Origin of the sequence: Williamsia muralis NBRC 105860 (assembly GCF_001598915.1) — a bacterium.
Classification (GTDB): Bacteria; Actinomycetota; Actinomycetes; order Mycobacteriales; family Mycobacteriaceae; genus Williamsia; species Williamsia muralis.
On sequence record NZ_BDAP01000007.1, the window covers coordinates 37,047 to 62,790 of the forward strand.

Here is a 25,744-nt window from a genome sequence, read left to right on the forward strand (position 1 = left end):
GCACAGGAAGTGCCCCCGGCAGGAATCGAACCTGCGACACCCGCTTTAGGAGAGCGGTGCTCTATCCACTGAGCTACGAGGGCGGACCCGACAAACTTACCAACTCAGTTGAGATAACCCTCGACCACATTCGGCGGACGGACTTCGGCGTCGTCAGGGTCTTTGCCCGCCCGACGGAGGGCGTCGCGCTGGCGGAGCAGATCCCAGCACTGGTCGAGCTGAACCTCGATGTCGCTGAGCTGCGAACGCTCGTCGTCGGGGCTGATCTCCCCGCTGGACACCTGGTCACGCAGTTCTTTCTCCTGCGCGATCAGGTCGGTGATCTGCGTATGCAAATTCTTGTCACTGGTCATTTCACGAATTCTAGGCGCGCGCGGGTTCGCGCACAGTTCGGCCCCGCCCATCGGCCGAATCCTGGCGACTCGGACCGGTGGCATCCGTAATGTCACCAACCATGAGCCGAACCATTGTGCCCAGGGAACCCGCGATCGAAGCGCTCACCGCGGTCTGGGCGTCCGTGCACCGATTGGCCGACTCGTTGACCGACGACCAGTGGAAGCACCCGTCGACGCTGCCGGGGTGGTCGGTGGGGGACATCGTGACCCACGTGTTCACCACGGAGTTGATGCTTCTCGGCGATCCGGAACCTGTGGTCGAGGCCGACGTCAGCGCCTATCCGCACGTCCGCAACGACATCGCGGCGATGAACGAGCGGTGGCTGGTGCACTACCGCGCACAGGGGAGGGCCACCACGATGGCTGACTTCGCGGACACAATCAAGCGCCGCAGCGCCGCCCTCGACGCGACAACGCAAGACGACTTCGACGCCGACTCATCCACCCCGGCAGGGCCGGACACCTATGGCAGATTCGTGCGGATCCGGGTCTTCGACTGCTGGATGCATGAACTGGACGTGCGCGACACCCTCGGACTGCCTGCGCCGGATGATGCAGTCAGTGCGCGGTTCGCCGCCGACGAGATCACCCAATCGCTGCCCTACCTCGTCGGAAAAAAGGCGGGGGCACCGACAGGCAGTCGGGTGCGCTTCGACATCACCGGTCTGACGCCCAGAACAGTGAACATCGCCGTCGACGGCCGAGCGGCCGTGGTGCCGGAGTTCGCCGAGGAAGCGACGCTGGGGCTGAGCCTCGACATCGCAGATCTCGCCCGCCTGATCGGTGGACGGACAAGTGCTGATCCGTCGGCCGTCGAGGTGACCGGCGATCCCGACCTCGCAGATGCTGTGCTCGGCAGCCTCGCATTCACGATCTGACTCGGAGATGACCATGATCAGGCGGATTCTCGCGGTTGTTCTCCCGATTCTCGTCGCCGTGGCCGTCCCGGCCGCGCCCGCTTCGGCGCAGGGTTCGGTGCTCGGTGACGACTTCCTGTGGGGCGTGGGTTCGGCAGGATTCCAGTCCGAGGGCAGCTCCCCGGACAGCAACTGGCTGCGCTACTCGAACAGCACACGGGTCCACGACCGCGTCGGCACCTCTGTCGACTTCCGCCACCGCTACGCCGAAGACATCGAGAACGCGAGGTCGATGGGCGTCGAGGTGTACCGGATCAGCATCGAGTGGGCGAGGATCCAGCCTTCACCGGGGGTATGGGATCAACAGGAACTCGCCTACTACGACGACGTGATCCATCACATCCTGCGTGCGGGGATGCGCCCGATGATCACCCTCGACCATTGGGTGTACCCGGGCTGGGCTGCTGATCGTGGTGGCTGGAACAACCCGACGATGGCTGCGGACTGGCTCGCGAACGCGCGTGCGGTGGTCGACCGCTACGCCGCATACGATCCGATCTGGATCACCATCAACGAACCGATGGTCTACACCTTTCTTCGTGAGGTGAACTTCGGTGGTCTTGCGCCCCAAAACGTTCCGCTGATGCTGAACCAACTCGTACACGTGCACCGCACCATCTACGACTACATCCACGCTCGTCAGCCAGGCGCCTGGGTGTCGTCGAACTCGGCCTATCTGCCGACCGTGCAGCCGGCCCTCGATGCACTCTTCCTCGACCGCATCGCCGACAAGCAGGACTTCGTGGGCATCGACTACTACTACTCCGTGGCCGCAACGGATGTGAATACCTACAACGCCGCGACCGAGGAGTACTGGAAGGCATCCACGTCGGCGGATGGGCTCTACTACGCGCTGCGGTACTACGCGCGAAAGTTCCCTGGCACGCCGCTCTACATCGTGGAGAACGGTATGCCCACCAAGGACGGCGAACCGAGGCCCGACGGATACAAGCGTGAAGACCAGCTCCGCGACGCCGCGTACTGGATCTCCCGCGCCAAGTCCGACGGGATGAACGTGGTCGGCTACAACTACTGGTCCATCACGGACAACTACGAATGGGGCAGTTACGCTTCACGATTCGGTCTCTACCGCGTCGATGTGAAGTCCGACCCGTCACTGACCCGGCAGCCGACCGATGCGGTGGCCGCCTATCGCGACATCATCTCCAGTGGAGGCGTTCGGTCAGATTATCGACCCACCCGGCCGGCCCAGTTCTGCTCACTGGTGGATGCTCCAACGAGCTGCAGTCAGCCGGTACGGTGAACTCGCCGGACGAGAAGTCCGCACGATCGCCCCGAAGATTCTCCTCGGCGGAACGTTCGGCTTCTGCCGTTCCGAAGATCGCAACGGCAACCGCGCCGAGTGTGGCGAACGTGAAACCTGCCAGGGCAAGCCATTCGAGCCCCGGCACCGTCGAGTCGCCGAGCCACATGACGCCGACGATGGCCGGTGCCGCGGTTTCACCGACAACCAGTGCCGCGGTCGACCCGTTGACCGCACCGAGCTGCAGCGCCACCGTGTGCAGGTAGAAACCTGCGGCTCCGGCGATGGCGATGACCCAGGCGGCGGGGTCGGTGAGCATGGTGGACATCGAGAACGGGGAGACGCCGTCGAGCACTCTGACGCCGATCGCGACCGCACCGAACAGCAAACCTGCTGCGGCCCCGGCCGCCACCGATCCGCCGCGTCCCATGCGTCGCACACCGAACAGCGACAAGCCGACAACCAGCAGGGTGGCCAGCAACAGTGCCCAATGCAACGACCTCGACGTCTCGTATGAGGTGTGCGGTTCTGACGCGGCCCCGAGCAGCAGCAGCGAACCCATCACGGTGCCCATGGCCGCCCAGTCGCGGCCATGGAGTTTGATTCCCAGCAACCGGGTGCCCAACAGCGCGGTGACCACCAGGTTTCCGGCGACGATGGTCTGCGACAGGAACAGTGGCAATGCGCGTGCGGCACCGGCACCGGCGATGAAACCCAAGACGTCGAACAATGCGCCGACGATGAACACGCCGGTGAGCGCAGTGGCGACGGTCGACTGCAACGTGGGCGAGCCCGCTGCGGTGGACATGCGGTGGTCATCGGCGTTTTCGCGTGCCGCCTGGCGCGCACCGAGCGCCTGCATCACCGACGACAGTCCGTAGCCGACCGCGGCCAGCAACGCCAACGTGATTCCGATAATCACAGGCCCACACCCACTTCCCACACTCGACCCGGTCCAACAACAAAGGATGCTCAGGTAATTCCCAGGTTCGCCACTGATTTAAATGGTCACCCTGCGAGATCTGACCGTGGTCAGCCCGAAAACTCATCGTCGGCGGAGGCTTTCGGTCCGCCGTCGGCAACCGCCTACTGTGTTCGCATGACCCGAACTGTGCTGATCACCGGCGCTTCCAGTGGCATCGGTGCCGAAGTCGCTCGTCAACTGGTGTCTCGTGGGCTGACGGTGCTGGGTACCAGCCGTCACCCCGAGTCTGTGACAGATCCCATCCCTGGCGTCCGCTACCTCGAGCTGGACCAGAACGATCCGGCCAGCATTGCCCGATGCGCCGAGCAGGCCGGCGCGGTGGACATCTTGATCAACAACGCGGGCGAGAGCCAGATGGGGCCGCTCGAGGACACCCCGATGGAGGTGATCGAGAAGCTGTTCGCCACCAACGTCTTCGGTCCGATCGCCTTGACCAAGGCGGTTCTGCCAGGGATGCGTCAGCGTGGTCGCGGCACCGTGGTGATGGTGGGTTCGATGCTGGCGAGCTTCCCGTTGCCCTTCCGGTCGACCTACGTGGCCACCAAATGCGCCATCAAAGGTTTCGCCGACGCGACTCGTCGCGAACTCGCGCCCTTCGGCGTCGCCATCTGCACCGTGGAGCCTGGCACCATCGCCACCGGCATCGGGGACCGCCGGGGCTACTTCATCGCCGACGACTCCGCCTACCGCCGCGAGTACGACATCGTCGCTGCGGCCACCCGCCGCAATGAGGATGCCGGTCTCGACGTTGTCGAGATGGCCGAGGTCGTCGTCGACGCGGCGCTGAGTCCGGATCCAAAACCGCTGTACGCCAAGGGTAATCGGGCGCCGATCGTGTTCGCGCTGCGTCGTGTGCTGCCGCGCCGGGCCATCCTCGACATCACGAGCAGATTCCACAACCTGCCCAAGGCGCGGCCGTGATCGAACGGACGCTTCTGGTCATCGGTATCGGCCCCGGCGATCCGCGGCAGGTCACCATCGAGGCCATCGAGGCGATGAAGTCGGTGGAGGTGTTCTTCGTCCTGGACAAGGCTCCCGAACGGGGAGTCGAGGTGAAGCAGTCGCTGGTGGGTCTGCGTCAGGAGATCTGCGAGCGATATCTCGAGGGCGGGTACCGGTTTGTCGAGGTGCCAGACCCGCCGCGCGATCGCAATCCCGCCGACTACGCCGCCGAGGTCCGCAGGTGGCACGACGCCCGGGCCGACCTCATCGAGCGGGCCCTGATCGACGAACTGCCAGAGGGAGGGGTGGGGGCGATCCTGGTGTGGGGTGATCCGGCCCTGTACGACAGCACCCTGCGGATCGTCGACACGATCATCGGACGTGGGCACATCGGTCTCGACCATCGCGTCATTCCAGGTATCTCCAGTGTCTCGGCACTGACCGCGGCCCATCGGATCCTGCTGAACCGGATCGGCGAACCCATCCACATCACCACCGGACGCAAGCTGGCCGACACCCCGGGGGAGGTGGCCGCCAACCAGGTGGTGATGCTCGATGCCGACTGCGCTTTCCTGGACACCGCAGATGCGCTCGACCACATCTGGTGGGGTGCCTACCTCGGAACCGAGCACGAGATCTTGATCGACGGAACCGTCGGCGAGGTGGGGGAGCAGATCCGCGACGTCCGCACTGCCGCGCGTGAGCGGCACGGCTGGATCATGGACATCTATCTGCTCCGCAAACCCCGATGATGGTGGGTTTCGGTGAGGTCGACCTGCAGGTTTGCTCGCCCGAACCCACCAATTCCGGGGAGCTGGGCTAGAGGATCTCGTCGAGGGCAGCGAGGATCGGGTCGCGTAGTTCGGTGCGGCAGATGATGAAGTCGGGCATGAACGGGCTGGGCCGGTTGTATTCGAGTTCCGAACCGTCGATGCGGCTGCAGTGCAGACCCGCAGCCCGGGCGACTCCGACCGGCGCGCAGTTGTCCCACTCGTATTGACCACCGGCGTGGACGTAGGCGTCGGCATCACCGCGCACCACGGCCATCGCCTTGGCTCCTGCGGACCCGATCGGCATCATCTGCAAACCGAGGCGCCGGGAGACGTGGTCGGCCTCGTACGACGACCACCCGCGTGAGGCCACCATCCGGCCGGTGAGTTCACCCTCGACCACGGGCACGGTGTCGGTGGCGAACACCTGACCGATCGCAGGCAGTGACACCGCGCAATCGGTGGGCTGACCACCCATCGTCAGAGCAATGTGCACCGCCCAGTCGTTGCGACCGGAAGCGAACTCGCGGGTGCCGTCGAGCGGGTCGATGATCCAGACCCGGTCGGCGCGCAGACGGCCGGCGGAGTCGCGTGCCTCCTCCGACAGGACGGCGTCGGCGGGGCGGTGTTCGGCCAGCACCGCGGCGATCCAGGTCTGCGCCATCGCATCGCCGACGTCGCCGAGCAGTCGCCCCTGCAGAAGGTGTTCGTGGCGGATGTCGACGAGAATCTTCCCGGCGCCTTCGGCCAGTAGTCGGGCCAACTCGGCGTCCGACGCCGAACCAGTAGAGCGCATCTGGTTACTAGAGCACACTGTCTACATGCCTGAGTTACCTGAGGTGCAGGCCATCGCCGATTACGTTGATGGCCGTGCCGCCGGATTGCCCATCCGACGAGTCGACGTGGCGTCGCTGGCAGTGCTCAAAACGGCCGACCCGCCGTACACGGCGCTCACGGGCCGCATCGTGGAGTCCGTGGGACGAGTAGGAAAATACCTGGTCATCACCACCGCTGCGACCGACCCCGGCGATGTGGACCCCCGGTTGCACCTGATCATCCACCTGTCCCGCGCCGGATGGCTGCGATGGTCGGACAACCTCTCACCCGCCCCACCGCGCCCCGGAGGAAAAGGGCCGATCGCACTCCGGGTGCACTGCGGTCTGCCCGGTGAGGGCTTCGACGTCACCGAGGCGGGCACACAGAAACGTCTCGCAGTCTGGTTGGTACGCGACCTGGACGAGGTCGAACGGATCAAGACACTCGGTCCGGATGCGCTCGCTCTCAGCCGTGACGAACTCGCCGCCCTGCTCGGCAAGACGAGTGCGCGCATCAAGACGGTGATCACCGACCAACGCACCATCAGCGGTATCGGCAACGCCTATAGCGACGAGATCCTCCACACCGCCAAGCTCTCGCCGTTCGCGACCGCAAAGGGGTTGTCGGCTACCCAGATCGACGAGCTCTACGCCGTGATCCACGACGTGCTCGAAGGCGCCATCGGTCGTCTCGAGGGGCAAGAGGTCGCGCGGCTCAAAGGCGAGAAGCGGTCCGGGTTGCGAGTGCATGCGCGAGCAGGTCTGCCGTGTCCGGTGTGTGGTGACACCGTTCGAGAGGTGTCGTTCACCGACCGTTCCTTTCAGTACTGCCCCACGTGCCAGACCGGCGGCAAGGTGCTGGCCGATCGCCGGATGTCACGACTGCTCAAGTGACCACATCCGACAGATCGGCCCGTGTCCACCGGGGTGAGAACGGGACGGACCCTCTGCCATCCGGCTTGCGGCTCAACGAGATCCAGTTCATGGCGACGCACAACTCGAGTCATCAGCTGATGCCGCCGGACGAACGGTTCACCTGGTTGATGGGATCGAACCTCGACTCCTACCGATATGAACACCTGCCGTTGGACCGTCAGCTCGGCGAGCAGGCGGTACGGGGCCTCGAGCTGGATCTGTATCCCGACCCACAGGGCGGCTTGTACCGCCACCCGCTGGCCAGGCGGTGGCGCCGCCGTGGTCCACGCCCCGAGAGTCTCTGGGATGAGCCGGGTTTCAAGGTGATGCACGGTCCCGACGCCGACTACCGCACCAGTTGCCCGACGCTGACCGGCGCCCTGCAGACCATCAGTGCATGGTCCACGTCGAACCCCGGTCATGTGCCCATCGTTGTTCAACTCGAACTGAAAGGGTCGTGGCCGTGGGCACGGCTGACCGGTGGCGCCCGGGTACCACGATGGACGACAACGGTTCTCGACGACCTCGACCGGGAGATCCGGTCTGTGTTCGCCGACCACCGGATCATCACTCCGGACCGGGTACGCGGTGACGCCGAGACACTGGAAGATGCCGTGCTCACAAGCGGCTGGCCACTACTCGACGATGTCCGGGGGCACGTGATGTTCTTCCTCGACTACGGCGACAACACCTACGTCCGGGACAACTATCGAGCGGGCCGGCCCAGCCTGGAGGGGCGGGTGGCATTCACCACTCCGCCTCCTGCCGAGACAGATTCGGCGTTCATCATGGTGAACGATCCACGAGGGGCGAACGGTGCTCACATCACCGACCTCGTGCGCCGCGGATACCTGGTGCGCACCCGCTCCGACGACCCGGTCTCGACTGCGAAGGCGAACCAGCACAACCGGGTGGCTGCCGCCCTGGACTCGGGCGCGCACATGATCAGCACCGACTTCCCGCAACCCGGTCTGGCTTTTCGCTGGGGTGATGGCGAGTTCAGAGCGCAGCTTCCCGGTGGTGTGCCCGTTCGGGTCAACCCGTCCGTCGTCACCGGCGTAGGACGGGGCCAGGTAAGTTCACGGCCATGACGCGCAACAAGATCCTGATCACGGGCGCCAGTTCGGGATTGGGCGAGGGAATGGCCAAAGCCTATGCAGCGCAGGGTCGTGACCTGGCGTTGTGCGCCCGCCGCATCGACCGCCTCGAAGACCTGCAGACCGAGCTCTCCGGGCGGGGCGGCCGTGTTGCGGTGGCCCAGCTGGACGTGACAGACACCGCATCGGTGCCCATCGCGTTCCGGCGGTTGCGCGACGACCTCGGCGGGCTCGACCGTGTCATCGTCAACGCAGGCCTGGGCAAAGGCGCCCCACTGGGCACCGGCAAGGCACACGCCAACATCGAGACCGTACAGACCAACCTGATCGGTGCGCTGGCACAGATCGAGGCCGCGATGGAGATCTTCCGGGCGCAGGATGCGGGCCACCTCGTCCTGATCAGTTCGATGAGTGCGGTCCGAGGTCTGCCCAGGGCGCAAGCCGCGTATTCGGCATCGAAGGCGGGTCTGTCGGCTCTGGGTGAGGGTTTACAGGCCGAGCTCGCGGGTTCGCCGATCAAGGTCAGTGTGATCTTGCCCGGGTACATCTCCACAGACATCAATGCCGGGGTGAAGACCAAGCTGATGGCCGACAGAGACATCGGCGTGCAAGCTCTGGTCGCCGCGATCGAGTCCGAACGCGCTCGTGCCGTGGTGCCGCGGTGGCCGTGGACCGGGATCGATCTGGCGCTGCGTCATCTCCCGGCCGGGATCACCCGCAGGTTGCTCTGACTCGTTTATGCTCGCCGCAGGCATTGGCCTGTGGGACACAATCGGGGTCGGAGGTCGGCTAGGTGCGCGTTCTGGTGGTCGAGGACGACGTCCGCGCGGCAGAGACAGTTCGCCGGATGCTGGTCAGTGACGGGTGGAGTGTGGTGATCGCCCGCGACGGGGCCGACGGCTTGTGGCAGGCGACCGAGAACGAGTTCGACGTCATGGTGCTCGACATCATGCTGCCGGAGATGAACGGCTACCAGGTGATCAAAGCACTGCGTGCGCGGGAGATCTGGACGCCGGTGCTCATGCTGTCCGCCAAGGATGGTGAATACGACCAGGCAGAGGCGTTGGATTACGGCGCCGACGACTACCTGGTGAAGCCCTTTTCCGTGGTGGTCCTCAAGGCGCGTCTGCGTGCTCTGCTGCGCCGCGGAGGCAAGGAGCGGCCGGCCGTTCTCTCCGCCGGGACCCTGCGGCTCGATCCCTCCGACCACGGGGTGACCCGTGACGGCGAGCCGATCAAACTCACACCGCGCGAATACTCGGTGCTCGAGTTCCTGATGCGCAACAAGGGTCGTGTTGTCACCAAAACGCAGATCATGCAAGCGATCTGGGACGACAACTACGGCGGGGACGTGAACATCGTCGAGGTGTACGTGCGTTACCTCCGCAAGCGCATCGACGTCCCGTTCGGACTGGATTCAATCCGCACTGTGCGCGGATCCGGATACTGCCTGTCCGACGACCAGTGACGGCTCGGGGCTGCCGGCGGCGGCCTTGCCGGTCTCGGCCGCGATGGTGGTCTCGGTCCGGATCGTGATGCTGAAGGTGGCCCCGCCGCCCGGCGTGTCCGACACGGCGATGAATCCGCCGTGCGCCCGCGCGATCTCGGCGGCGATGGGCAGACCGAGCCCCGATCCGCCGGAGTGCCGGCCGCGATCATTGCCGTGGCGGTAGAAGCGATCGAAGATCTTCCCGCGAGCGTCCGCCGGTACACCGGGGCCGTCGTCGGCCACCTCGATCGTGGCGGTGCCCGCCCCGACGTCCTCGCTCATCGACAGCGTGATCGTGGTGTTCGCGTGGTGAGAAGCGTTGTCGGTCACGTTGCGAACCGCGCGGGTCAATTTCTCCGAATCGCCGATCACCCGGATGGGTGTCACCTCCGCGACCACTGTTGCCAACCCGAGTGAGCGGAGCCGTTGAGCCTCGGCGCCGACGATGTCGTCGAGGTCCACCTCGTCGACGATCAACGGGATCCCGCGCTCATCCGCACGTGCCAGGAGCAGCAGATCTGCGACCATGGTCTTCATTCGCAAGGCCTCGGGAAGCAGGATCGTGCGAACGGTGTCGACGTCCACGGCGGAGTCGGTGTCATCGGCGAGGTCGAGGATGCCCACCAATGTGGTGAGCGGCGAACGCAATTCGTGTGATGCGTCGCCCACGAATTGCAGCTGACTGTCCCGGCTCTGCTCGAGCCGTTCGAGCATCGTGTTCATGGTGGAGGCCAGCCGGGTCACCTGGTCGTCGGTGGTGGGCACCGGAACCCGCCGGCTCAGATCCGAACTCGTGATGGCCTCGACCTGCTCGGTGATGCGGGTGACCGGCCGAAGCGCGCGGCCGACGAAGTAGTACACCGCCGCACCCGCGATCAGGATGATCAGCGGGAACTCGATCGCGAGAATCACTGCGGTGCCGCGCAACCCGGACAGGTAGGGCTGCTTCGAGACCGCGGTGATCACGTTGTAGTCGACACCTTGCCACTGCGCGCCGGTCACCTGTCCGCAGTACGTCCCGGATCGGCCGGGAACCTCGACGTCGAAACGCTCGGTCTTCCACCATCCAGGGGAGACGGGGTAGATGGGATCTTCGTCGGAGTCGGGTGAGCTGAACACCACGACGCCGTTCGCGTTCACCACCTGGATGATGTCCACGCCCGTGGTGGGGGCGAGCAACCGGGGAGCGATGTTGCCGATGCCACCTTCGTCGATCTGGCGGGCTATCTCGTACGACCGTGAACCCGTCGACTCGTACATCGTGCGGTCCTGGTGGCGGTGCAGCATGTACAGCATCAGGGCGCCGCCGGTCATCAGCGCAAGCGCAACGATGATGGTCGCGACGACGGTGGAGCGCATGCGCACTCCCTGATCGCGGCGGAACATCGCACGGACACCGCGTGTCCTGTCGGCTGACACCTGTACCGAACTCCTTGCTGAGGGCTGCCTCGATGGTAGGTGGGCCGTCCATCGCAGGCCAGCGGGAGCTTTCAGCGGACCTTCAGGCGAACACCCCACACGCGTGGGCAGATACCCGGGAGCTCGGTCGCGACGGTCGATCAGCTGGTCGGAACGGCCGAATCCGAGGGGGCCACCGGGGATCCGTCCGACCACACCACGGGTGCGGACTTGTAGTCGAATGGTTCCTCTCCGGTGTCGGCCCAATAGATCACCCTGCTCAGCTGTGTGCCCGGATCGGCAAGCGCCACAAGGCACGTGGCGAACGACTGCCCCTTGGTCAACGTCTGTGGCCGTTCGGCCGCCTGGCACCTGGCGAACCCGTCCGGAGGTGTGAGGGTGAGTGCCGGCGTGACCCCGTCGGCGCTGCCCGCGAACCCCGCCGTCGACATCGTGTTGCGCTGACGGTCGACGGCTTGGGTGATGGTGAGGCGCACGTAGAAGGGTGTGCCGCCATGAGTGAACGACTCCGGCAGATCACCGTCGGCTCCGGGCTCGATGCCGGTGACCGTGAACCCGGCCAACTGCTGCTCGGGGCGAAACGCATCGGCCGGTAGAACTGCTGTCTGCGACCACTGCAGTGAGTCGCCGGGTTCGGTCCGCTCCGGAGGTCCGGCAGGCAGGGTGACATCGGCCGAGACCGGCACGGTGACGCGCGGACTCGCGGGCGCCGGATCTTTGTCGTCACCACTGCTCGAACAACCGGCCAGGGCGATGGCGACTGCGCTGAGGGCTGCAATGACCACAGTGGAACGCACACTCATGCGGTGATCGTAAGTGCTGGACGCCGATGACGGGCGACGTAGGGTGAGCGGTATGGGTAAACGAAAGGGCGAGGTCTACGGGCGCGGCGCATTCCAGCTCTACGGCAGCGAACGCCAGGTACGCATGAGTGATCTGCTCTGCGATGTCTTCGGTCGCGACGACATCACCTGCTACGCGGGCGATTGGCGGGGCATCCTCTACTTCACCCTCGACGAGGAACCGGACGTGGCCCCCGATCAGGTTTTCGGCTTCGACCCGTCGACCGGCGACAGCGGCGAGCTCGCAACGCTTCCCGAGCTGATGGCGTCCATCGACCGCGGCGACATCACCGAAGCCGTTGACGGCGAAGCTTTCTCGGCGTGGCTCGCCGAGACGGGACACCGCGAGATACCGATGGGAACCTGCGCGCCGACAGTGGAACTCGAGTTCATCGGCGGGTCTGCCGACGAACGGGTGACCGAACCCCGTGACGTGGTCACCCACGTGGCGCTGGCCGCCGTCATCATGGGTCGCCTGGAAGCCCTCGACGTGCAACCAGGCGACCCCATTCCCGACGAGCTGTTCGATCAGGCCCGCTGGGAGTGACGGCTAGGAGCCCGGAGCCTCGCCGGCGCTGACGAGTGCCGACGGGCCCAGCTCCCGGCCATTGGGGTACGGCAGACGAATGCCGTTCGCCTCGTAGGCTTCCAGGATCTGCTTGCGGACACGACGCTGCAGCGACCACTGTGCGTTCGGCCGGGTCTTGATGAGCACTCGCAAGGTCACCATGTCGGCCGAGATCTCTTGCACACCGAGCATTTCGGGTGCGCCGAGGACGTCCCGGGCAGTGGATTCGTCGGCCACTGCCTCGTGCGCGGCGTCGAGTGTGACCTGTTCGGCGCGTTCGAGATCGACGTTGTGGGCGATGGGCACCTCGACCCGGGCCACGGCGTAGTCCTGGCTCATGTTGCCGACCCGGACGATCTCGCCGTTGCGGACGTACCAGAGGGTTCCATCGATGTCCCGGACGGTGGTCACACGCAACCCCACGGTCTCCACCTCGCCGATGGCTTCACCGAGGTCGACGATGTCGCCGACTCCGTACTGATCTTCGAGCAGCATGAAGACGCCCGAGACGAAATCCCGGACCAGGTTCTGGGCACCGAAACCGATGGCCAGACCGACAAGTCCGGCGGAGGCAAGAAACGGTGCGATGTTCACCTGCACCACGCTCAGGCAGGTGAGCACCACCCACACCAGGATGAGGATCGAGGCTGTGGATTTGAGTACCGAACCAATTGTCTCGGCCCGTTGTTGTCGCCGTTCGATCACCTGGGGATCACGCAGCGCCTTGGGAGTTCGTTCGCGCAGATGGCGCACGATCGCGGGCTTCTGGTGTGCATCACCGTCACCGGTGGCCCGTGGCCGCCGGGTGGCACGGTCGATCACTCGGTGTGCGACATACCTGACGGCCAGGCCGGCCAGGACATAGATCACAATTCGGATGGGGTTCTCGATCAGCCAAAGTCGGTTGGTATCAGTCCATTCGAACGCCGAGTGGACCTCGGAGGCGGAAAAACTCATTGGTCCGACGGTACGTACTTGTTGTCGTGGGTCAACCCGCAGCGCCGAGTTCGACTCATTGAACCTGGTGGTTGACTCGCGCGTCCGTAGCGATCTATCGTGGTTTAAACCAAAAGGTTGAAAGCCGAGGAAGGGGGCGCGTGTTGGACGAGCTATCGCGGATCTTTGCCGCGCTTGCGGATCCGACAAGGCGTGACATGGTGACCAGGCTCTCTGCCGGTGATTCGACGGTGAATGAGCTCGCCGACCCTTACCCGATTTCGCTTCAGGCGGTCTACAAGCACCTCAAGGTCCTGGAAAACGCCGGAGTGGTGACACGGCCGCCGGGGCCCCAGCCCCGGCCCGTTCGACTCGAAGCGGAGGTCTTCGACCTGATGGACCACTGGATCGAGCGATACCGGCGGCGCGCCGAGGAGCGATACCGCCGTCTGGACGCGGTTCTTGCGCATGTGAACGACACCGAGTCAGGCAACGTTGAGCAGAAAGGAAACACGGCATGAGCACCACCACCGAAGCGAAGATCGAGGCCGATCCGAACGTGCCGATCATTCGCATCACCCGTGAGTTCGCGGGCACGCCCGAGCAGCTGTTGCGGGCGCACACCGATCCCGAGCTGTTCGCGCAGTGGATCGGACCCAGCGCTCTGGACACACGTATCGACGAATGGGACGCGCGCTCCGGCGGCAGCTGGCGGTTCGTATCCACCCGCGACGGAGAGGAATACGCTTTTCGCGGCTGCTTCCACGACATCCGGCCGGACCGCATCGTGCAGACATTCACGTATGAAGGTGACCCCGATGGGGTGGCCCTGGAAACCCTGTGGTTCGACGACCTCGGGGACGGACGTACCCGGCTGCGCACGCAATCGCTGGTGGACAGTTTCGAAGGCCGGGACGCCTGGCTTCGGAGCGGTATGGAGGTCGGGGTCAACGAGGGATACGCCAAACTCGAGGAGATGCTGACCAGTGACGCTGTCTGATCAACCAGCCGAACGGCACCGTGAGGTCTGCCGGATCTTCAGCGATCGCGTCCGGGGCACGCAGTCCTGGGATGTGCCGTCACCGGTCGCCGACTGGACGGCCCGAGATGTGGTGCGCCACCTGACAGAGTGGTTCCCACCGTTCCTCGCCGGCGGCAGCGGTGTTCGGTTGCCGTCCGGGCCGAGCGTCGACGACGACCCGGTCGGGGCGTGGCTCACCCAGTGTGACGCCGTGCAGGCGGTGCTCGACGACCCGGCGACCGAAAACTCGGTCCTGAGCAACCCGCACATCGGCGACGTACCGCTCGGCCGCGCGATCGACCAGTTCTACACCGCCGACGTGTTCATGCACACCTGGGACATCGCCCGTGCCACCGGCCAAGACGACCGGCTCGACCCAGCCTTCTGCGCTGTACTCCTGTCCGGGATGGAGCCGGCCGAAGAGATGATTCGGTCGTCGGGTCAATACGGCGCCCGCGTGCCGGTGTCCGATGACGCCGATGCGCAGACCAGATTGCTCGGTTTCATCGGCCGGAACCCGGAGTGGGCGCCGCTCTGACCTCGACTACCAGTACGTCGGTGTCAGATCCCATCGAGCAAGGATCTGGTCGATCAGAAGGCGCAGATCCTCGCTGCGCGCGACTGCCGGATCGGGCGTTCCGACACAGAACGTGAGGCAGTCGCCCGTGGTGGCGGCCCATCCGGCAACTGATGTCCGGGTGTGCCCACATTGCCGCCCGGTGAGTCCGCCGTGAACCGACCGTGCGGCGATGGCACGGCCGCGATGACCGGCAAGCATCGTCAACATGCCGTCGAGCGCACCGAGATTGGACGCCAGACCATCTCGTGATCCTGGGTCGGGCATCAGCCTGTGGGCAGCCCGATGACCGATCACCTGCACCAGTTCTTCGGGCATTCCTGCCGGCGGACCGATACCCACACCCGTCCCTGCGGCTTGAAACGCAAGGCGTGCTCGGGTACGCAGACCGGCCAGGTCTCGGCACTCGTCGATCGTGGACACCGACACCGTCGCCGCCGTCAGTGAATTCCCGGCGGCACCACCCAGTGAGATCGGAATGATCAACTCGGCAGGGCCCGAACCCCGGACCTGCAACACCAGTTCGGCTATCAGTGCCGTGAACAACGTGTTGGCGGTACCGCCGTGTGCATCTGCCACCTCGCGCCAGGCGCCGAGATCGATCGAGAAGATGGCTGTCGGTTCACGCCAGGTGGGAGCACCTTCGGTTTTCGCGGGCATCGGCTCCGATCCAGTTGCCGCCGCGAACAATTCGGCTCGCCGACGCGAGTCGATCATCGCCTTCCACAGACTACGTGCGACACCCCCGACGACCGTCCGCAGCTGTCTGGCCGCATCACGCATGTCGTCGGACACGGTGGGCAGATCGTTGACCTGATCGCCGGGAGGTGCTGCACCCGAGGCGATCTGCACGGCACGGACAAGAGACAGGGCATCGGCGACGACATGTGAACACAGCAGCGACACCACGCTGCCGCCCTCGGAAAGTCTGGCGACCGAGAGTTCCCACACCGGGCCGGTGTCGATGTTCAGGGTGGTGTCGCCCCGAGAGTCGGCCCACTCCGTGATCCCACCGGGAGGCAAGGGCCCGCTCTCCGAATGGATCGGGGCAAGGTCTGCGCCGTGGACAAAGCTGCTCCGCGCCGGCCACACCCGCCCGCGCACCACGCGTCGTGTCAGCGGGCCTGCGGCCAGTGCCTGGTACATCGGCTCGAGATCCGCGGGGGTCAGGACGGTGTCGAAGCGCCACAGTCCCTGCATCGAGGTGGGGATGCCCATCCCGTGGTGGGTTCGCCAGAAGATGTCATCGGCCACCCCGAGCCGATCGATGCGCCGGGGTGCGCCGATGCGGCGCCCCTGTGCTCTCACGCGGTGCGGCCCCGGTGGGTCCGGTACCAGCGGGCCAGTGAGTCGGTGGACGAATCATCCTGCGGTGCAGGGGATTCGTCATCGGTGATGATCTTGAGCAGTTCTTTTGCCTGCGTCTTGCCGAGTTCGACGCCCCATTGATCGAAGCTGTTGATACCCCAGATCGCACCTTCGACGAACACCTGGTGCTCGTACAGGGCGATCAACTGACCCACCACCGACGGCGTCAGCTTCGGGGCCAGGATGGAGGTGGAAGGCCGATTGCCCGGCATGACCTTGTGCGCCACCACATGCGGGTCGACGCCTTCGGCGGCGACCTCGTCGGCGGTCTTGCCGAACGCGAGAACCTTTGTCTGGGCAAAGAAGTTGCTCATCAACAGGTCGTGCATGCTGCCGGTCCCATCAGCCGTCGGCAGGTCGTCGGTGGGCTCGGCGAAACCGATGAAGTCTGCCGGCACCATCCTGGTGCCCTGATGGAGCAGTTGATAGAACGCGTGCTGCCCGTTGGTTCCCGGCTCGCCCCAGAAGATCTCGCCGGTGTCCGTGGTGACGTGGTGCCCGTGCGCGTCGACAGATTTGCCGTTCGACTCCATCGTGAGCTGCTGCAGGTACGCGGCGAACCGGGAGAGATCGTTCGAATAGGGCAGCACCACACGGGCTCCGGCGTCCCAGAAGTTCGAATACCAGAGGCCGATCAGGCCCAGGATGACCGGCGCGTTCTGGTGCAGCGGCGCAGTGCGGAAATGCCGATCGACCAGATTGAAACCGGCGAGGAAATCGGCGAAGGCCTCCTTGCCGATCGCCGCCATCACCGACAGCCCGATCGCGGAGTCCACCGAGTAGCGCCCACCGACCCAATCCCAGAAGCCGAACATGTTGGCCGTGTCGATGCCGAAGTCGGACACCTTCTCGGCGTTGGTGCTCACGGCGACAAAGTGTTTGGCGACGGCCTCGGGTCCGGCACCCAGCTTCTCGAGCAGCCAGGTACGTGCCGCCGCGGCGTTGGTCAGCGTTTCCAGCGTGGTGAAGGTCTTGGATGCGATCACGAAGAGGGTGGTCTCCGGATCGAGATCGGCGAGGGTGGCAACCAGGTCGGCGGGATCGACGTTCGAGACGAACCGGCAGCGGATCGCGGTGTCGACGTAGTGACGCAATGCCTGGTACACCATCACCGGCCCGAGATCGGAGCCACCGATGCCGATGTTCACCACTGTCTCGATCGGTTTACCGGTGTGTCCCTTCCACTCACCCGAACGCAGCTTGTCGGTGAACTCACCCATGGCGTCGAGCACCTCGTGGACGTCGTGCACCACGTCCTGGCCATCCACCTTGAGCGTGGCGTCGCGTGGCAACCGCAGTGCTGTGTGCAGCACAGCACGGTCTTCCGAGGTGTTGATGTGCTCGCCCCAGAACATGGCGTCGCGCTTCTCTTCCAGACCGACCTCCCGGGCGAGGTCGAGCAGCAGATCGAGGGTCTCGCGCAGGACGCGATGCTTGGAGTAGTCGATGTGGAGGTCGCCGACGTCGATGGTCAGCTCGGCACCGCGCTTGGGGTCCACCGCGAAGACCTCCCGCAGGTGCATCGCGTACACGTGCGACTGGTGGGCCGACAGCTGCTGCCAGGCATGTGACCCGGTCAGGTCGAACTCGCGGGCGGACTCGCTCGGGACGCTACTCATTTTTCGACAGACCCCTTCGTCGGTTACGAACTGCACATCTGCACTGAGGATGACCTCGACCGTCAGCCTATCCAGATCGAGCGCTCGGCTCGCAGCGAGCGGTCGAACTGTTTGCGATAGTTCGGCGAACACTCCGGTGGTACCGGCAGCCGAATACAGTGAGTCCATGTCCTGCTGCACCCCACGGTCCGAAGGAATGCCGGAGTTGTCGGCGACCTCCGTCGAGGGTCGGGGCACGCACCGGGTTTCCCAGGTGAGCATTCCGGCCGGGACATTCACCATGGGTGATTCGACGGGCGACGGGTTTGCCGCAGACGGAGAGTCGCCGCTGCACGAGGTCGCGGTGAGCGCGTTCGACATCGACGCCGTCACGGTGAGCAACAACGACTACGCGGAGTTCGTGGCAACCACCGGCTACACCACGGTGGCCGAGCGACAGGGATCCTCGGCCGTCTTCCATTCACTGGTGGCCGAGGGCAGCGATGTGGTGGGCCGGTCTCCGACCGCGCCGTGGTGGCTCGCGGTCGCCGGTGCGGACTGGGCGCACCCGTTCGGCCCTTCGTCCGATCTGGACGACCTCGGCGACCATCCTGTCGTGCACATCAGTTGGCATGATGCACAGGCATATTGCGAGTGGTCGGGGCGCAGGCTACCCACCGAGGCCCAGTGGGAGTACGCAGCGCGAGGTGGTATCGCGGGCGCCCGCTATCCGTGGGGAGATGAGTTGCTGGCGGCCGATGGGACCTGGCAATGCAACATCTGGCAGGGCGAGTTCCCCTCGAACAACACCGGGGATGACGGATTCGTCGGTACGGCGCCGGTGACAGCATTCGCGCCCAACGGTTTCGGGTTGTGGCAGATGGCCGGCAATGTCTGGGAGTGGTGCGAGGACCGATTCGATCCCCGGTACTACCGCAGTGGCGATGTGGTCGACCCCGTCGGGCCCCAGCGGGGACGCTCGCGCGTGCTGCGCGGGGGTTCCTACCTCTGTCACGACTCGTACTGCAATCGCTACCGGAACTCGGCGCGGTCGCACAACACCCCGGAATCGTCGATGGGCAACGCCGGATTCCGCACCGTCGGGAGATGACTGTCGGGAGATGACCGACGGCAGCTGGCCGTCGCCAGGTGTGCCTCAGGGGAGTCGGCCGTCACCGATCACGCTGCGGCCACCGGAAGTCCGCCGTACGGGCGGGCGTGTGCGTTTCCATCTTCATCGCTGATGATCGCTGCGGCATGATCACGAAGCCATGGCGAGGGGTCGGCGGGTGCCCGTAGAACGTAGAGCCCTGCGGCGTGGGCCATGGCCGCGCTGCCGGCGACGATCGTCATCTGTCCGGCGGCACCACGTCTGTCACCGACTCGTGCCGTTGCCTGTCCGGCACAGAGCGGGATGCGCACGCCGTCGATGTCGACGGTCCAGTGTTCGTCGGTGCCCGGTCCGCCGGATGGTGCCTCGCCGGCCGTGGCGGCGACAGCGCCGACCCGGATGAGGACGCCGCAGCCGAGCTCCCGGGCGAGCACCTCGGCGGCATGATCAGCCAGGAAAGCCCGGCCGGTCGCCATCAGGTCCAGTCTCAGGCCGGCAGGAACTGTGGTCGCCGCGCCGCCGATGTTCACCCGATGCCATGGCGGGACGGGTGAACCCGTCGCCGGTCCCAAGACCGCTTGCGTGGCGCCGTCGGTGAGGTCGTCGTAGAACAGGGCTTCGATGATGACCTGATCGAGCAGCGACGAGACCATCACCGGTTCTCCGTCGGCCAGGTCGAGTGCGATGATCTCGGCGTTCGCGAACCCGCGGTTGATCGTCTCGTCGAGTCGCCGAGCGAGCGACCGGGTGTGCCGCACGGCGCGGTCGAGACAGTTGGGGTCGGTGACCGACACCGCTATATCGGTGTCGAGACCGAAGAGGGTTGCGGAGGCAATTATCGTCGTACCTGCTCTGGTCGGTGTGGCGCTGGTGAAGACAATTTTGCGCGCCGAACCTGGTAAGCGGCTGTGAACCGACGATGAGCAACCTGACGATCAGGACGTCTGAGCTGTGCAAACGACGAAACCGGGTCACCTCACTGCTGAAGTGACCCGGCCGGCGTGATGGCGGTCAGGCCGCGATCACCACGTCGTAGAAACCGTCGTAGTCGGTGTCGGAGGCGTACTCGTCGACATAGCCGTCGTAGTTGTAGTCGTACTCGGCCTCATCGGCCCAGCCGTCGGCGTTGGTGTCCCACTCCTGGACGTCGACGTAACCGTCGCCGTTCGTGTCGGTGACGATGGTGTCGACGATGCCGTTGTAGTCGGTGTCGAAGTACTGGCTTTCCATGGCGGTCTCTTTTCGGGGGAGTGAATCTTCCGGTGCTGCAGCTCGTTTGCTGCATTCGGAGATAAGAGACGGGGCCGTGGTGGATTGTTCCCGGCAGGTGCCGGGAACTTCGTCAGTGACTGTGTTGGGTGTGCCGGGTCGGGACGTTGCGGAGCTCGCGCTCTTCGGCCCGGGTGCGACGCGACGGCAGCGAGCGGTCGGCGTGGTCGACGTCGACCTTGTCGAGCTGGCGCTGGTAGCGGGTCATGAAGTCGTGTGCGATCGAGTTCCCGTCGGTCTCCGACGGGAGGTTGTCACCGGTTTCGGTGCGCCACCTGGTCAACCGCCCGGACAGGTCGGCCACGACATCGGACAATTCCGGATCGTCAATCAGGTTGTTCAGCTCGAGAGGGTCGGTGGTCAGGTCGTACAGTTCCCTCGGCGCGCGGGGGAGGTCCTGCGACCCGTCGAGAGCCCGTGCCGACGGGCTGTCGCGGATGTCGAGTGGGAGGCTCAGCGCAGGGCGACTCGCATAGTTCTCGATGTAGGAGAACCGGTCGGTGCGAACGGCCCGGATCGGGTCGAAATTGTCGTGGTAGGTCTTCTCGGTGAACACCTCGGTCCGTACCGAGGCGATCTCACCCGCAGCGATCGGGGCGGCGTGAGAGAACCCCTCGACGGCCTCGGGAACGTCGACACCGACGAGTTCGAGCACGGTCGGCGTGAGATCGACACCGCTGAAGAGATCGTCGTACACGAACGGCTCGATGCCCCGAGCCGACGGCGGACGGATGATCAGCGCAACGCCGGTGCCCTCGGAATACAGGGTGGACTTTGCCCGCGGGAACGCCAGTCCGTGGTCGGTGATGAACACGATCCAGGTGGTGCGGTCGAGCCCCAATTCGGTCACCGTGTCGAGAAGCCGGCCCACCGCCGCATCCGCCTTGGTGATCGAGCCGTGCAGGCCTGCCAGATCTTCGCGTACCGGCCGCGCATCGGGCAGGAAATCGGGGACCACGATGCTCTTGGGGTCGGCGTGCTTGTACTCGTCCGGCGGATAAGGCCGGTGGGTCTCGAAGAAGCCGGCCGTCAGCAGGAACGGAGTCGACGCACGTTCGGGGTCGCCGGCGAGGTCACGTAACCATTCCTGAGACTGCGCCACCACGTAGTCGCATTCGGAATCGGAGACGTCGAGTTCGTCGAAGCCGAGCCGGGTGGGGTCGCTCGACTCGTGCTGCATGCCGAACAACACTGTGCGCCAACCGTTGTCGCTCAGTACCTGTGGGAGGGTCTGCACGTCGTCGTGATACTCGAAGCCGTGGTGCGCCAACCCGGCGAGGCCGTTGGAATGTGGGTACCGGCCGGTGAACAACGAGCCCCGGGCAGGGGAGCACAGGGGCGCGGTGGAATGGGCGTTGGTGAACCGGATGCCGTCCTCGGCCAGCGCGTCCATCGTCGGGCTCTCGACACCCTCGGCCCCGTAGCAGGCGAGATGGCGACCGAGGTCATGCCAATGGATCAACAGAACGTTCTCAGGCATATTCATCCCACCATGTGCGTGCGCGTTTGGATCAAGTCGCCAATCCTGCAAGCAACCCGGAGGCCGGGCCACACTTTTGATCGGCGTGGGTAAAACCCCGCCACCCGGGTGACGGGCAGGGTAGGGCTATCGGCCGAGTGGTCCCCGGCCCAGCCGGAGCAGCATCATCGCCAGCGTGTGACCCTCTTGGCCCAGCTCGCTGAAGCGTTCGAGCACCTTCATCTCGCGGCTGTGCACCAGACGGGTGCCGCCGGACGCCATCCGCGCCTGGCCGATACGCTTGGACACCGCGGTACGCCGCTTGATCGCGGCCAGGATGATGGCGTCGACACGATCGATCTCGGCGCGCAGGTCGTCGATGCTCTCCGGAAGGTCGCCCACGTCAGAGCCCAAATCGAAGCCGGACAAATCAATCGGCTGGTCAGCAGTCACGCAGCCAAGTGTGCCACGCAGTATCGGGGCGCTGGTAAGAGTGGTCCGGTGAATCGACGACCGGGGACCTCAGGTATCGGACGGCCCACCAGGTGCTGACCGTCAAGCCTTCTGCGCGGACGGTCGTGTGGATTGCCCTCGCTCTGATCGCCGTCCAGACCGTGATCCGGATATGGCTCGTCGCGCGCGGATACTTCTACTGGGACGACCTGATCCTGATCGGCCGCGCATCGACCGAGTCGATCTGGTCATGGTCCTACCTGATGCAGGATCACGACGGGCATCTCATGCCCGGGGCATTCCTCGTGGCCGGGGTGATCACCGAACTGAGCCCGCTGAACTGGGCGATACCTGCGGTCACGCTGGTGGTCGGTCAGCTCGCGGTGTCACTGGCCGTGCTGCGCATGGTGGTGGTGATCGCAGGTCGTGTCCGCCCGATTCTGCTGGTGCCGCTGGTGTTCTTCCTGTTCACCCCGATGACCGTGCCGGCCTACACGTGGTGGGCGGCGGGTCTCAACACCCTGCCACTGCAGTTCGCGATGGCGGTGGTGGTGGCCGACGTGGTGCAGCTCTGTCGCGGGCAGGTTGCCGATCGCCGCCGGGTCATCATCCGATCGCTGGTGGTGTTCGTGGTGGCGCTGGCGTTCTTCGAGAAATCGCTGCTGATCCTGCCGGTTGCCGCGGTCGCCGCGGTGCTGTGGGTTCACGTCAATTCGTCGGCCGAGGGGCCCGGGCTCATGCGCCCCATCCGTACGGCATGGTCTGCGGCTCGCGAACTGTGGATCGCGATGGCAGCAGTCGCCGCCGGATGGATGGTCCTCTACTTCGCCTCCACGTCCATCGCCGACGGGCATTCGATCGGCCAGGCGATGTCGCTCACGTGGCGGTCCATCAACCGGGGACTGGTGCCCGCCGGAGTCGGAGGGCCGTGGTTCTGGACCCGCTGGCTCCCGAGCCCGCCGATGGCCCAACCTCACGACTGGATGATCGCGGCCGGCTGGGTGGTCCTGATCGCGGCGGTCGCCTATGTCCTCTGGGCCAGGCGCGGCGCGGCCCTGGTCCTGGTTGCGGTGTTCGCTTACGTCGTCGTGTTGCAGATCCCGCTGTTCTGGAGCCGGACAAGCGAGTTCACCTCCCTCGAGTTGGCGCAGACACTGCGGTATCTGCCAGACACCGCCTTGGTGATCACGGTCGCGATGGCGCTGCTGGTGTCGGCGCCTCGACGTCGACGCTCCTCGGCCGGTGCACCTGGTCACTCTCGGCGCAGCGCTGCCCTTCCGGCCCGGTCAGCGACAATTGCCGCCGCCGTGGTCGGTGTCGCCTACATCGGTAGCTCGTTGGTCTCGACCGCCGAATTCGCCGACGAATGGAACTCGAGCCCGACCGAGGAGTACATGGCCAACGCGCGGGCGTCGCTGGCGCAAGCGGCCGGAACACGAATGTTGGACCATGCCCTCCCACTGCTGGTGATCCTGCCGGTGACCTACCCCGACAATCAGGTGGGCAAGGTTTTTGCTGCGCTCGACCAGCGACCCACTATCGGCCCGTGGACCGACAAACTGCAGGTCCTCGACGACCAGGGCCACCTGGTGTCGGGCGACGTGACTGCCGCGAGAACCTTCGGCGAAGGCGCCGGGGCATGCGATCGACCCGAGATCACCGGGCCGTCATCGATCCCTCTGAACGGGCCGCTGCTCGACTGGACCTGGGTGGTGGCGCTTCCGTACTGCGCCAACACCGACGGAACCGTGCGGATCGGTCTGGCCGAGGACTCGTCGCTCGAGGTGCCCGTGAAGGCAGGTCTGCACACCGTGTTCGTTCAGGTCGAGGGGTCTGGTTTTGAGGTTCAGTTGCGTCCCGTGACGCCGGGCCTGCAACTGCATGTGGGCCAAGGCCGCGTCGGCGAACTCGTGCGTGCGCCCTGATCGGGTTCGTACGCGGTCAGCCCGTCAGCCAGTCAGCCCGTCTGCACCGCGACGGTCGTGATACCTCGAACCCCTTGTGACTGAAGGGTTTTCCCGACGGCCTCGGCGGCCTCCGGTTCGGCGAACACCCAGCGGACAGGTGTCGAACCCGCTGCCTCGAGCTGCTGATCCGCGTTCGCGAGGAGCACCTCGGTGCCTTCCCAATCGGAGCCGAGAAGTCCGTCGCGGCCGATGTTGTCGGCGTAGCCCGGGCCGAATGTCATCAACAGGGTGCCGTCGGACGCCCGGCCATCGAACGCGTACTCGTTCACCTCGTAGACGAATGTGGACGGGACGCCGGTGACCTGCCTGCTGTGGTCACGCGCCTGCCGAGTCTCCTTGAATCCCGCTGGTTTCCATGTGCCCACAGCGCCGGTGGTCGCCGCCTTCTTGTTGGCGCCGAGCGCGTTCTCGAACGCACCACGATCCTGATCCAGGAAGGTGGTGAACACATAGGTGACGTCGCCTTTGAGCGTGCCGTCCTCGTTCGGGACGGTGAACGGGCAGCGCGACTCGGCACGGCCGTTGAGTGGAACGGTGACGGTATGGGCGCAGGTCCCGCCGACGGGACGGCCGTTGAGGGTGAGCGTCATGTTGCCGACGACTGTGGCCGACCCTGGACCGGTGGGCGACGGGGTGGAAGCCACGTAGGTGACGATGTATTCGCAGACAGGCGGGCTGCACGGCGAGACGGACAGCCGGAAGCCGCTGGCGGCGAAATCGGGACGGATGTAGGGGGCCGGCACGTGAGTCAGGGCGGCGGTCTGCTCGCCGATGGTGTCGTACACCCGGCCGACCTCGTTGGGTCCGGCTTTCTGGACCTGCAGGTCGACGTCGAACACGTTGCCGCCGCCTGCCGGGAGCGGGCCGCTGACCGAGGAGATGCCGCCGTCATCCTGTGTGGTGATGCGAAGCGAGTCCCCGGCCAGCACGACGGAGTCGCTCTCCGCGACTACCGCAGGCAATCCCGCCGGCCGGTATCGGACGTCAGGTGTTCCGATCAGTCCGTTCGCAGGACCTCGCGCCGTGAGGTCGAAGAGTTTGTCGTCGCCCGCCACGGCACCGGCCAGGTTCGGCGGTGCCAGCAGACGGCCCAGATCGGGGAACACGGCCGGGTCGAGCTGCGCCCAACCAGTCGCGACTGCTTCGTAATTGATCTTCGGGGTGTCTTCGAGTTGGCCTTTCCAGAACCCGGCGGAACCCTTGGCGAAGGTCTGGCCGTTCACGCCGATGATCTCGGCGGCCTCGCCGCCGACCTTGATCCGCCCGGACAGGTCGCCCGCGGCCGACACCACGACCTCGTCGAGATTGATCTTGTCGCGGTCGGAGGACACCGACCCGGTGTATTTCGCGCCAGGGTGGGCTGCGAATTGGCCGGCAGCCTCGGTGAGGCTCTTCTGCACGACTATCGGAGCAGGTGCCGACGCGGAGCCATCGGTGGTCCGGGGCAGAAAGATCGCCACCAGGACCACCACCAGCCCCAAGACAGCCGCCGCCAAAGCCGCACCGGCCACAGTTCTGCTACGCATGAGCCCCCGCCCGAAACCCCCGCCGCGGGTGGCCTCCCATC

27 protein-coding genes and 1 tRNA gene are annotated in these 25,744 nt (G+C 65.5%); 14 read left to right on the forward strand and 14 right to left on the reverse strand.

Annotated elements, in window-relative coordinates:
* Positions 1 to 10: 10 nt before the first annotated feature.
* Together WIMU1_RS21910 and WIMU1_RS21915 are read right to left on the reverse strand one after the other, a co-directional pair.
* Positions 11 to 83, reverse strand: a tRNA-Arg gene (locus WIMU1_RS21910).
* A 21-nt stretch (positions 84 to 104) separates the two neighbouring features.
* Positions 105 to 353, reverse strand: a complete 249-nt coding sequence (locus WIMU1_RS21915) for a DUF2630 family protein (protein ID WP_062800380.1) — start codon at positions 351 to 353, stop codon at positions 105 to 107.
* Between the two features lie 101 nt (positions 354 to 454).
* Between WIMU1_RS21915 and WIMU1_RS21920 the strand changes: the two genes are divergently transcribed.
* On the forward strand, positions 455 to 1,273 hold the full coding sequence (locus tag WIMU1_RS21920) for a maleylpyruvate isomerase family mycothiol-dependent enzyme (protein ID WP_062800382.1): 819 nt from the start codon (positions 455 to 457) through the stop codon (positions 1,271 to 1,273).
* Positions 1,274 to 1,280: 7 nt separating this feature from the next.
* Entirely contained in the window at positions 1,281 to 2,576 is a 1,296-nt protein-coding gene (locus tag WIMU1_RS21925; protein ID WP_062800383.1) for a family 1 glycosylhydrolase, read from the forward strand.
* Here the strand turns inward: WIMU1_RS21925 and WIMU1_RS21930 are convergent.
* Positions 2,473 to 3,498 (reverse strand): hypothetical protein, encoded by a 1,026-nt coding sequence (locus WIMU1_RS21930; protein WP_062800385.1) that lies wholly within the window; start codon positions 3,496 to 3,498, stop codon positions 2,473 to 2,475. The genes WIMU1_RS21925 and WIMU1_RS21930 overlap by 104 nt on opposite strands.
* A 177-nt stretch (positions 3,499 to 3,675) precedes the next feature.
* Between WIMU1_RS21930 and WIMU1_RS21935 the strand changes: the two genes are divergently transcribed.
* Positions 3,676 to 4,482 carry an SDR family oxidoreductase gene (locus WIMU1_RS21935; protein ID WP_062800386.1) on the forward strand — a complete coding sequence of 269 codons (807 nt, stop codon included), beginning with the start codon at positions 3,676 to 3,678 and terminating at the stop codon, positions 4,480 to 4,482.
* Positions 4,482 to 5,255: a precorrin-6A synthase (deacetylating) gene (cobF, locus tag WIMU1_RS21940; protein ID WP_062800628.1), complete on the forward strand. Its 774-nt coding sequence runs from the start codon at positions 4,482 to 4,484 to the stop codon at positions 5,253 to 5,255. Before WIMU1_RS21935 ends, cobF begins: the two co-directional genes overlap by 1 nt.
* A 67-nt stretch (positions 5,256 to 5,322) precedes the next feature.
* On the opposite strand, the gene WIMU1_RS21945 is transcribed toward cobF, so the two are convergent.
* Positions 5,323 to 6,069, reverse strand: coding sequence for a 3'(2'),5'-bisphosphate nucleotidase CysQ (locus WIMU1_RS21945; protein ID WP_062800388.1), 747 nt, complete (start codon positions 6,067 to 6,069; stop codon positions 5,323 to 5,325).
* Between the two features lie 25 nt (positions 6,070 to 6,094).
* On the opposite strand from WIMU1_RS21945, the gene WIMU1_RS21950 reads away from it, so the two are divergent.
* The 4 genes from WIMU1_RS21950 to WIMU1_RS21965 all read left to right on the forward strand — a co-directional run bounded on the left by WIMU1_RS21950 (position 6,095) and on the right by WIMU1_RS21965 (position 9,568).
* Positions 6,095 to 6,982 carry a DNA-formamidopyrimidine glycosylase family protein gene (locus tag WIMU1_RS21950; protein WP_062800389.1) on the forward strand — a complete coding sequence of 296 codons (888 nt, stop codon included), beginning with the start codon at positions 6,095 to 6,097 and terminating at the stop codon, positions 6,980 to 6,982.
* On the forward strand, positions 6,979 to 8,094 hold the full coding sequence (locus WIMU1_RS21955; RefSeq protein WP_245969089.1) for a Ca2+-dependent phosphoinositide-specific phospholipase C: 1,116 nt from the start codon (positions 6,979 to 6,981) through the stop codon (positions 8,092 to 8,094). Before WIMU1_RS21950 ends, WIMU1_RS21955 begins: the two co-directional genes overlap by 4 nt.
* Positions 8,091 to 8,831, forward strand: coding sequence for an SDR family oxidoreductase (locus tag WIMU1_RS21960; protein ID WP_062800391.1), 741 nt, complete (start codon positions 8,091 to 8,093; stop codon positions 8,829 to 8,831). The genes WIMU1_RS21955 and WIMU1_RS21960 overlap by 4 nt, the downstream gene beginning before the upstream one ends.
* Positions 8,832 to 8,893: 62 nt before the next feature.
* Positions 8,894 to 9,568, forward strand: coding sequence for a response regulator transcription factor (locus tag WIMU1_RS21965; protein ID WP_023962643.1), 675 nt, complete (start codon positions 8,894 to 8,896; stop codon positions 9,566 to 9,568).
* Here WIMU1_RS21965 and WIMU1_RS21970 read toward each other — a convergent pair.
* Both WIMU1_RS21970 and WIMU1_RS21975 read right to left on the reverse strand, forming a co-directional pair.
* On the reverse strand, positions 9,518 to 10,948 hold the full coding sequence (locus WIMU1_RS21970) for a sensor histidine kinase (protein WP_243404395.1): 1,431 nt from the start codon (positions 10,946 to 10,948) through the stop codon (positions 9,518 to 9,520). The genes WIMU1_RS21965 and WIMU1_RS21970 overlap by 51 nt on opposite strands.
* A gap of 200 nt (positions 10,949 to 11,148) precedes the next feature.
* On the reverse strand, positions 11,149 to 11,811 hold the full coding sequence (locus WIMU1_RS21975) for a hypothetical protein (protein ID WP_062800392.1): 663 nt from the start codon (positions 11,809 to 11,811) through the stop codon (positions 11,149 to 11,151).
* A gap of 52 nt (positions 11,812 to 11,863) precedes the next feature.
* Between WIMU1_RS21975 and WIMU1_RS21980 the strand changes: the two genes are divergently transcribed.
* Positions 11,864 to 12,397 carry a hypothetical protein gene (locus WIMU1_RS21980; RefSeq protein WP_023962647.1) on the forward strand — a complete coding sequence of 178 codons (534 nt, stop codon included), beginning with the start codon at positions 11,864 to 11,866 and terminating at the stop codon, positions 12,395 to 12,397.
* A gap of 3 nt (positions 12,398 to 12,400) precedes the next feature.
* Here WIMU1_RS21980 and WIMU1_RS21985 read toward each other — a convergent pair whose 3' ends face one another.
* Positions 12,401 to 13,375 (reverse strand): mechanosensitive ion channel family protein, encoded by a 975-nt coding sequence (locus tag WIMU1_RS21985; RefSeq protein ID WP_062800394.1) that lies wholly within the window; start codon positions 13,373 to 13,375, stop codon positions 12,401 to 12,403.
* A 140-nt stretch (positions 13,376 to 13,515) separates the two neighbouring features.
* On the opposite strand from WIMU1_RS21985, the gene WIMU1_RS21990 reads away from it, so the two are divergent.
* The 3 genes from WIMU1_RS21990 to WIMU1_RS22000 are packed head-to-tail and all read left to right on the forward strand — an operon-like array spanning position 13,516 to position 14,913.
* Positions 13,516 to 13,875: an ArsR/SmtB family transcription factor gene (locus tag WIMU1_RS21990; RefSeq protein WP_062800396.1), complete on the forward strand. Its 360-nt coding sequence runs from the start codon at positions 13,516 to 13,518 to the stop codon at positions 13,873 to 13,875.
* Positions 13,872 to 14,354: an SRPBCC family protein gene (locus WIMU1_RS21995; protein WP_062800397.1), complete on the forward strand. Its 483-nt coding sequence runs from the start codon at positions 13,872 to 13,874 to the stop codon at positions 14,352 to 14,354. Before WIMU1_RS21990 ends, WIMU1_RS21995 begins: the two co-directional genes overlap by 4 nt.
* Positions 14,341 to 14,913, forward strand: a complete 573-nt coding sequence (locus tag WIMU1_RS22000; protein ID WP_062800399.1) for a TIGR03086 family metal-binding protein — start codon at positions 14,341 to 14,343, stop codon at positions 14,911 to 14,913. Before WIMU1_RS21995 ends, WIMU1_RS22000 begins: the two co-directional genes overlap by 14 nt.
* Before the next feature lie 6 nt (positions 14,914 to 14,919).
* On the opposite strand, the gene WIMU1_RS22005 is transcribed toward WIMU1_RS22000, so the two are convergent.
* Positions 14,920 to 16,260: a hypothetical protein gene (locus tag WIMU1_RS22005; RefSeq protein ID WP_147431406.1), complete on the reverse strand. Its 1,341-nt coding sequence runs from the start codon at positions 16,258 to 16,260 to the stop codon at positions 14,920 to 14,922.
* A complete protein-coding gene (pgi, locus tag WIMU1_RS22010) occupies positions 16,257 to 17,939 on the reverse strand; it encodes a glucose-6-phosphate isomerase (protein WP_062800634.1) in 1,683 nt (560 codons plus the stop codon). Before pgi ends, WIMU1_RS22005 begins: the two co-directional genes overlap by 4 nt.
* Positions 17,940 to 18,105: 166 nt before the next feature.
* Between pgi and WIMU1_RS22015 the strand changes: the two genes are divergently transcribed.
* Positions 18,106 to 19,029, forward strand: coding sequence for a formylglycine-generating enzyme family protein (locus tag WIMU1_RS22015; protein WP_062800636.1), 924 nt, complete (start codon positions 18,106 to 18,108; stop codon positions 19,027 to 19,029).
* A gap of 68 nt (positions 19,030 to 19,097) precedes the next feature.
* Here the strand turns inward: WIMU1_RS22015 and WIMU1_RS22020 are convergent, their stop codons facing one another.
* The 4 genes from WIMU1_RS22020 to WIMU1_RS22035 all read right to left on the reverse strand — a co-directional run bounded on the left by WIMU1_RS22020 (position 19,098) and on the right by WIMU1_RS22035 (position 22,210).
* The gene (locus tag WIMU1_RS22020) at positions 19,098 to 19,910 is read right to left on the reverse strand and encodes an FAD:protein FMN transferase (protein WP_084248480.1); all 813 of its coding nucleotides are present in this window, start codon (positions 19,908 to 19,910) and stop codon (positions 19,098 to 19,100) included.
* 130 nt (positions 19,911 to 20,040) lie between these two features.
* Positions 20,041 to 20,259 (reverse strand): hypothetical protein, encoded by a 219-nt coding sequence (locus tag WIMU1_RS22025; RefSeq protein ID WP_023962665.1) that lies wholly within the window; start codon positions 20,257 to 20,259, stop codon positions 20,041 to 20,043.
* 112 nt (positions 20,260 to 20,371) lie between these two features.
* A complete protein-coding gene (locus tag WIMU1_RS22030; RefSeq protein WP_062800403.1) occupies positions 20,372 to 21,778 on the reverse strand; it encodes a sulfatase family protein in 1,407 nt (468 codons plus the stop codon).
* A gap of 126 nt (positions 21,779 to 21,904) precedes the next feature.
* Positions 21,905 to 22,210 (reverse strand): chorismate mutase, encoded by a 306-nt coding sequence (locus WIMU1_RS22035; RefSeq protein ID WP_023962670.1) that lies wholly within the window; start codon positions 22,208 to 22,210, stop codon positions 21,905 to 21,907.
* A 92-nt stretch (positions 22,211 to 22,302) separates the two neighbouring features.
* Between WIMU1_RS22035 and WIMU1_RS22040 the strand changes: the two genes are divergently transcribed.
* Positions 22,303 to 24,135: a hypothetical protein gene (locus tag WIMU1_RS22040; RefSeq protein WP_245969088.1), complete on the forward strand. Its 1,833-nt coding sequence runs from the start codon at positions 22,303 to 22,305 to the stop codon at positions 24,133 to 24,135.
* 32 nt (positions 24,136 to 24,167) lie between these two features.
* On the opposite strand, the gene WIMU1_RS22045 is transcribed toward WIMU1_RS22040, so the two are convergent.
* Entirely contained in the window at positions 24,168 to 25,703 is a 1,536-nt protein-coding gene (locus WIMU1_RS22045; protein WP_147431405.1) for a hypothetical protein, read from the reverse strand.
* Positions 25,704 to 25,744 lie beyond the last annotated feature (41 nt).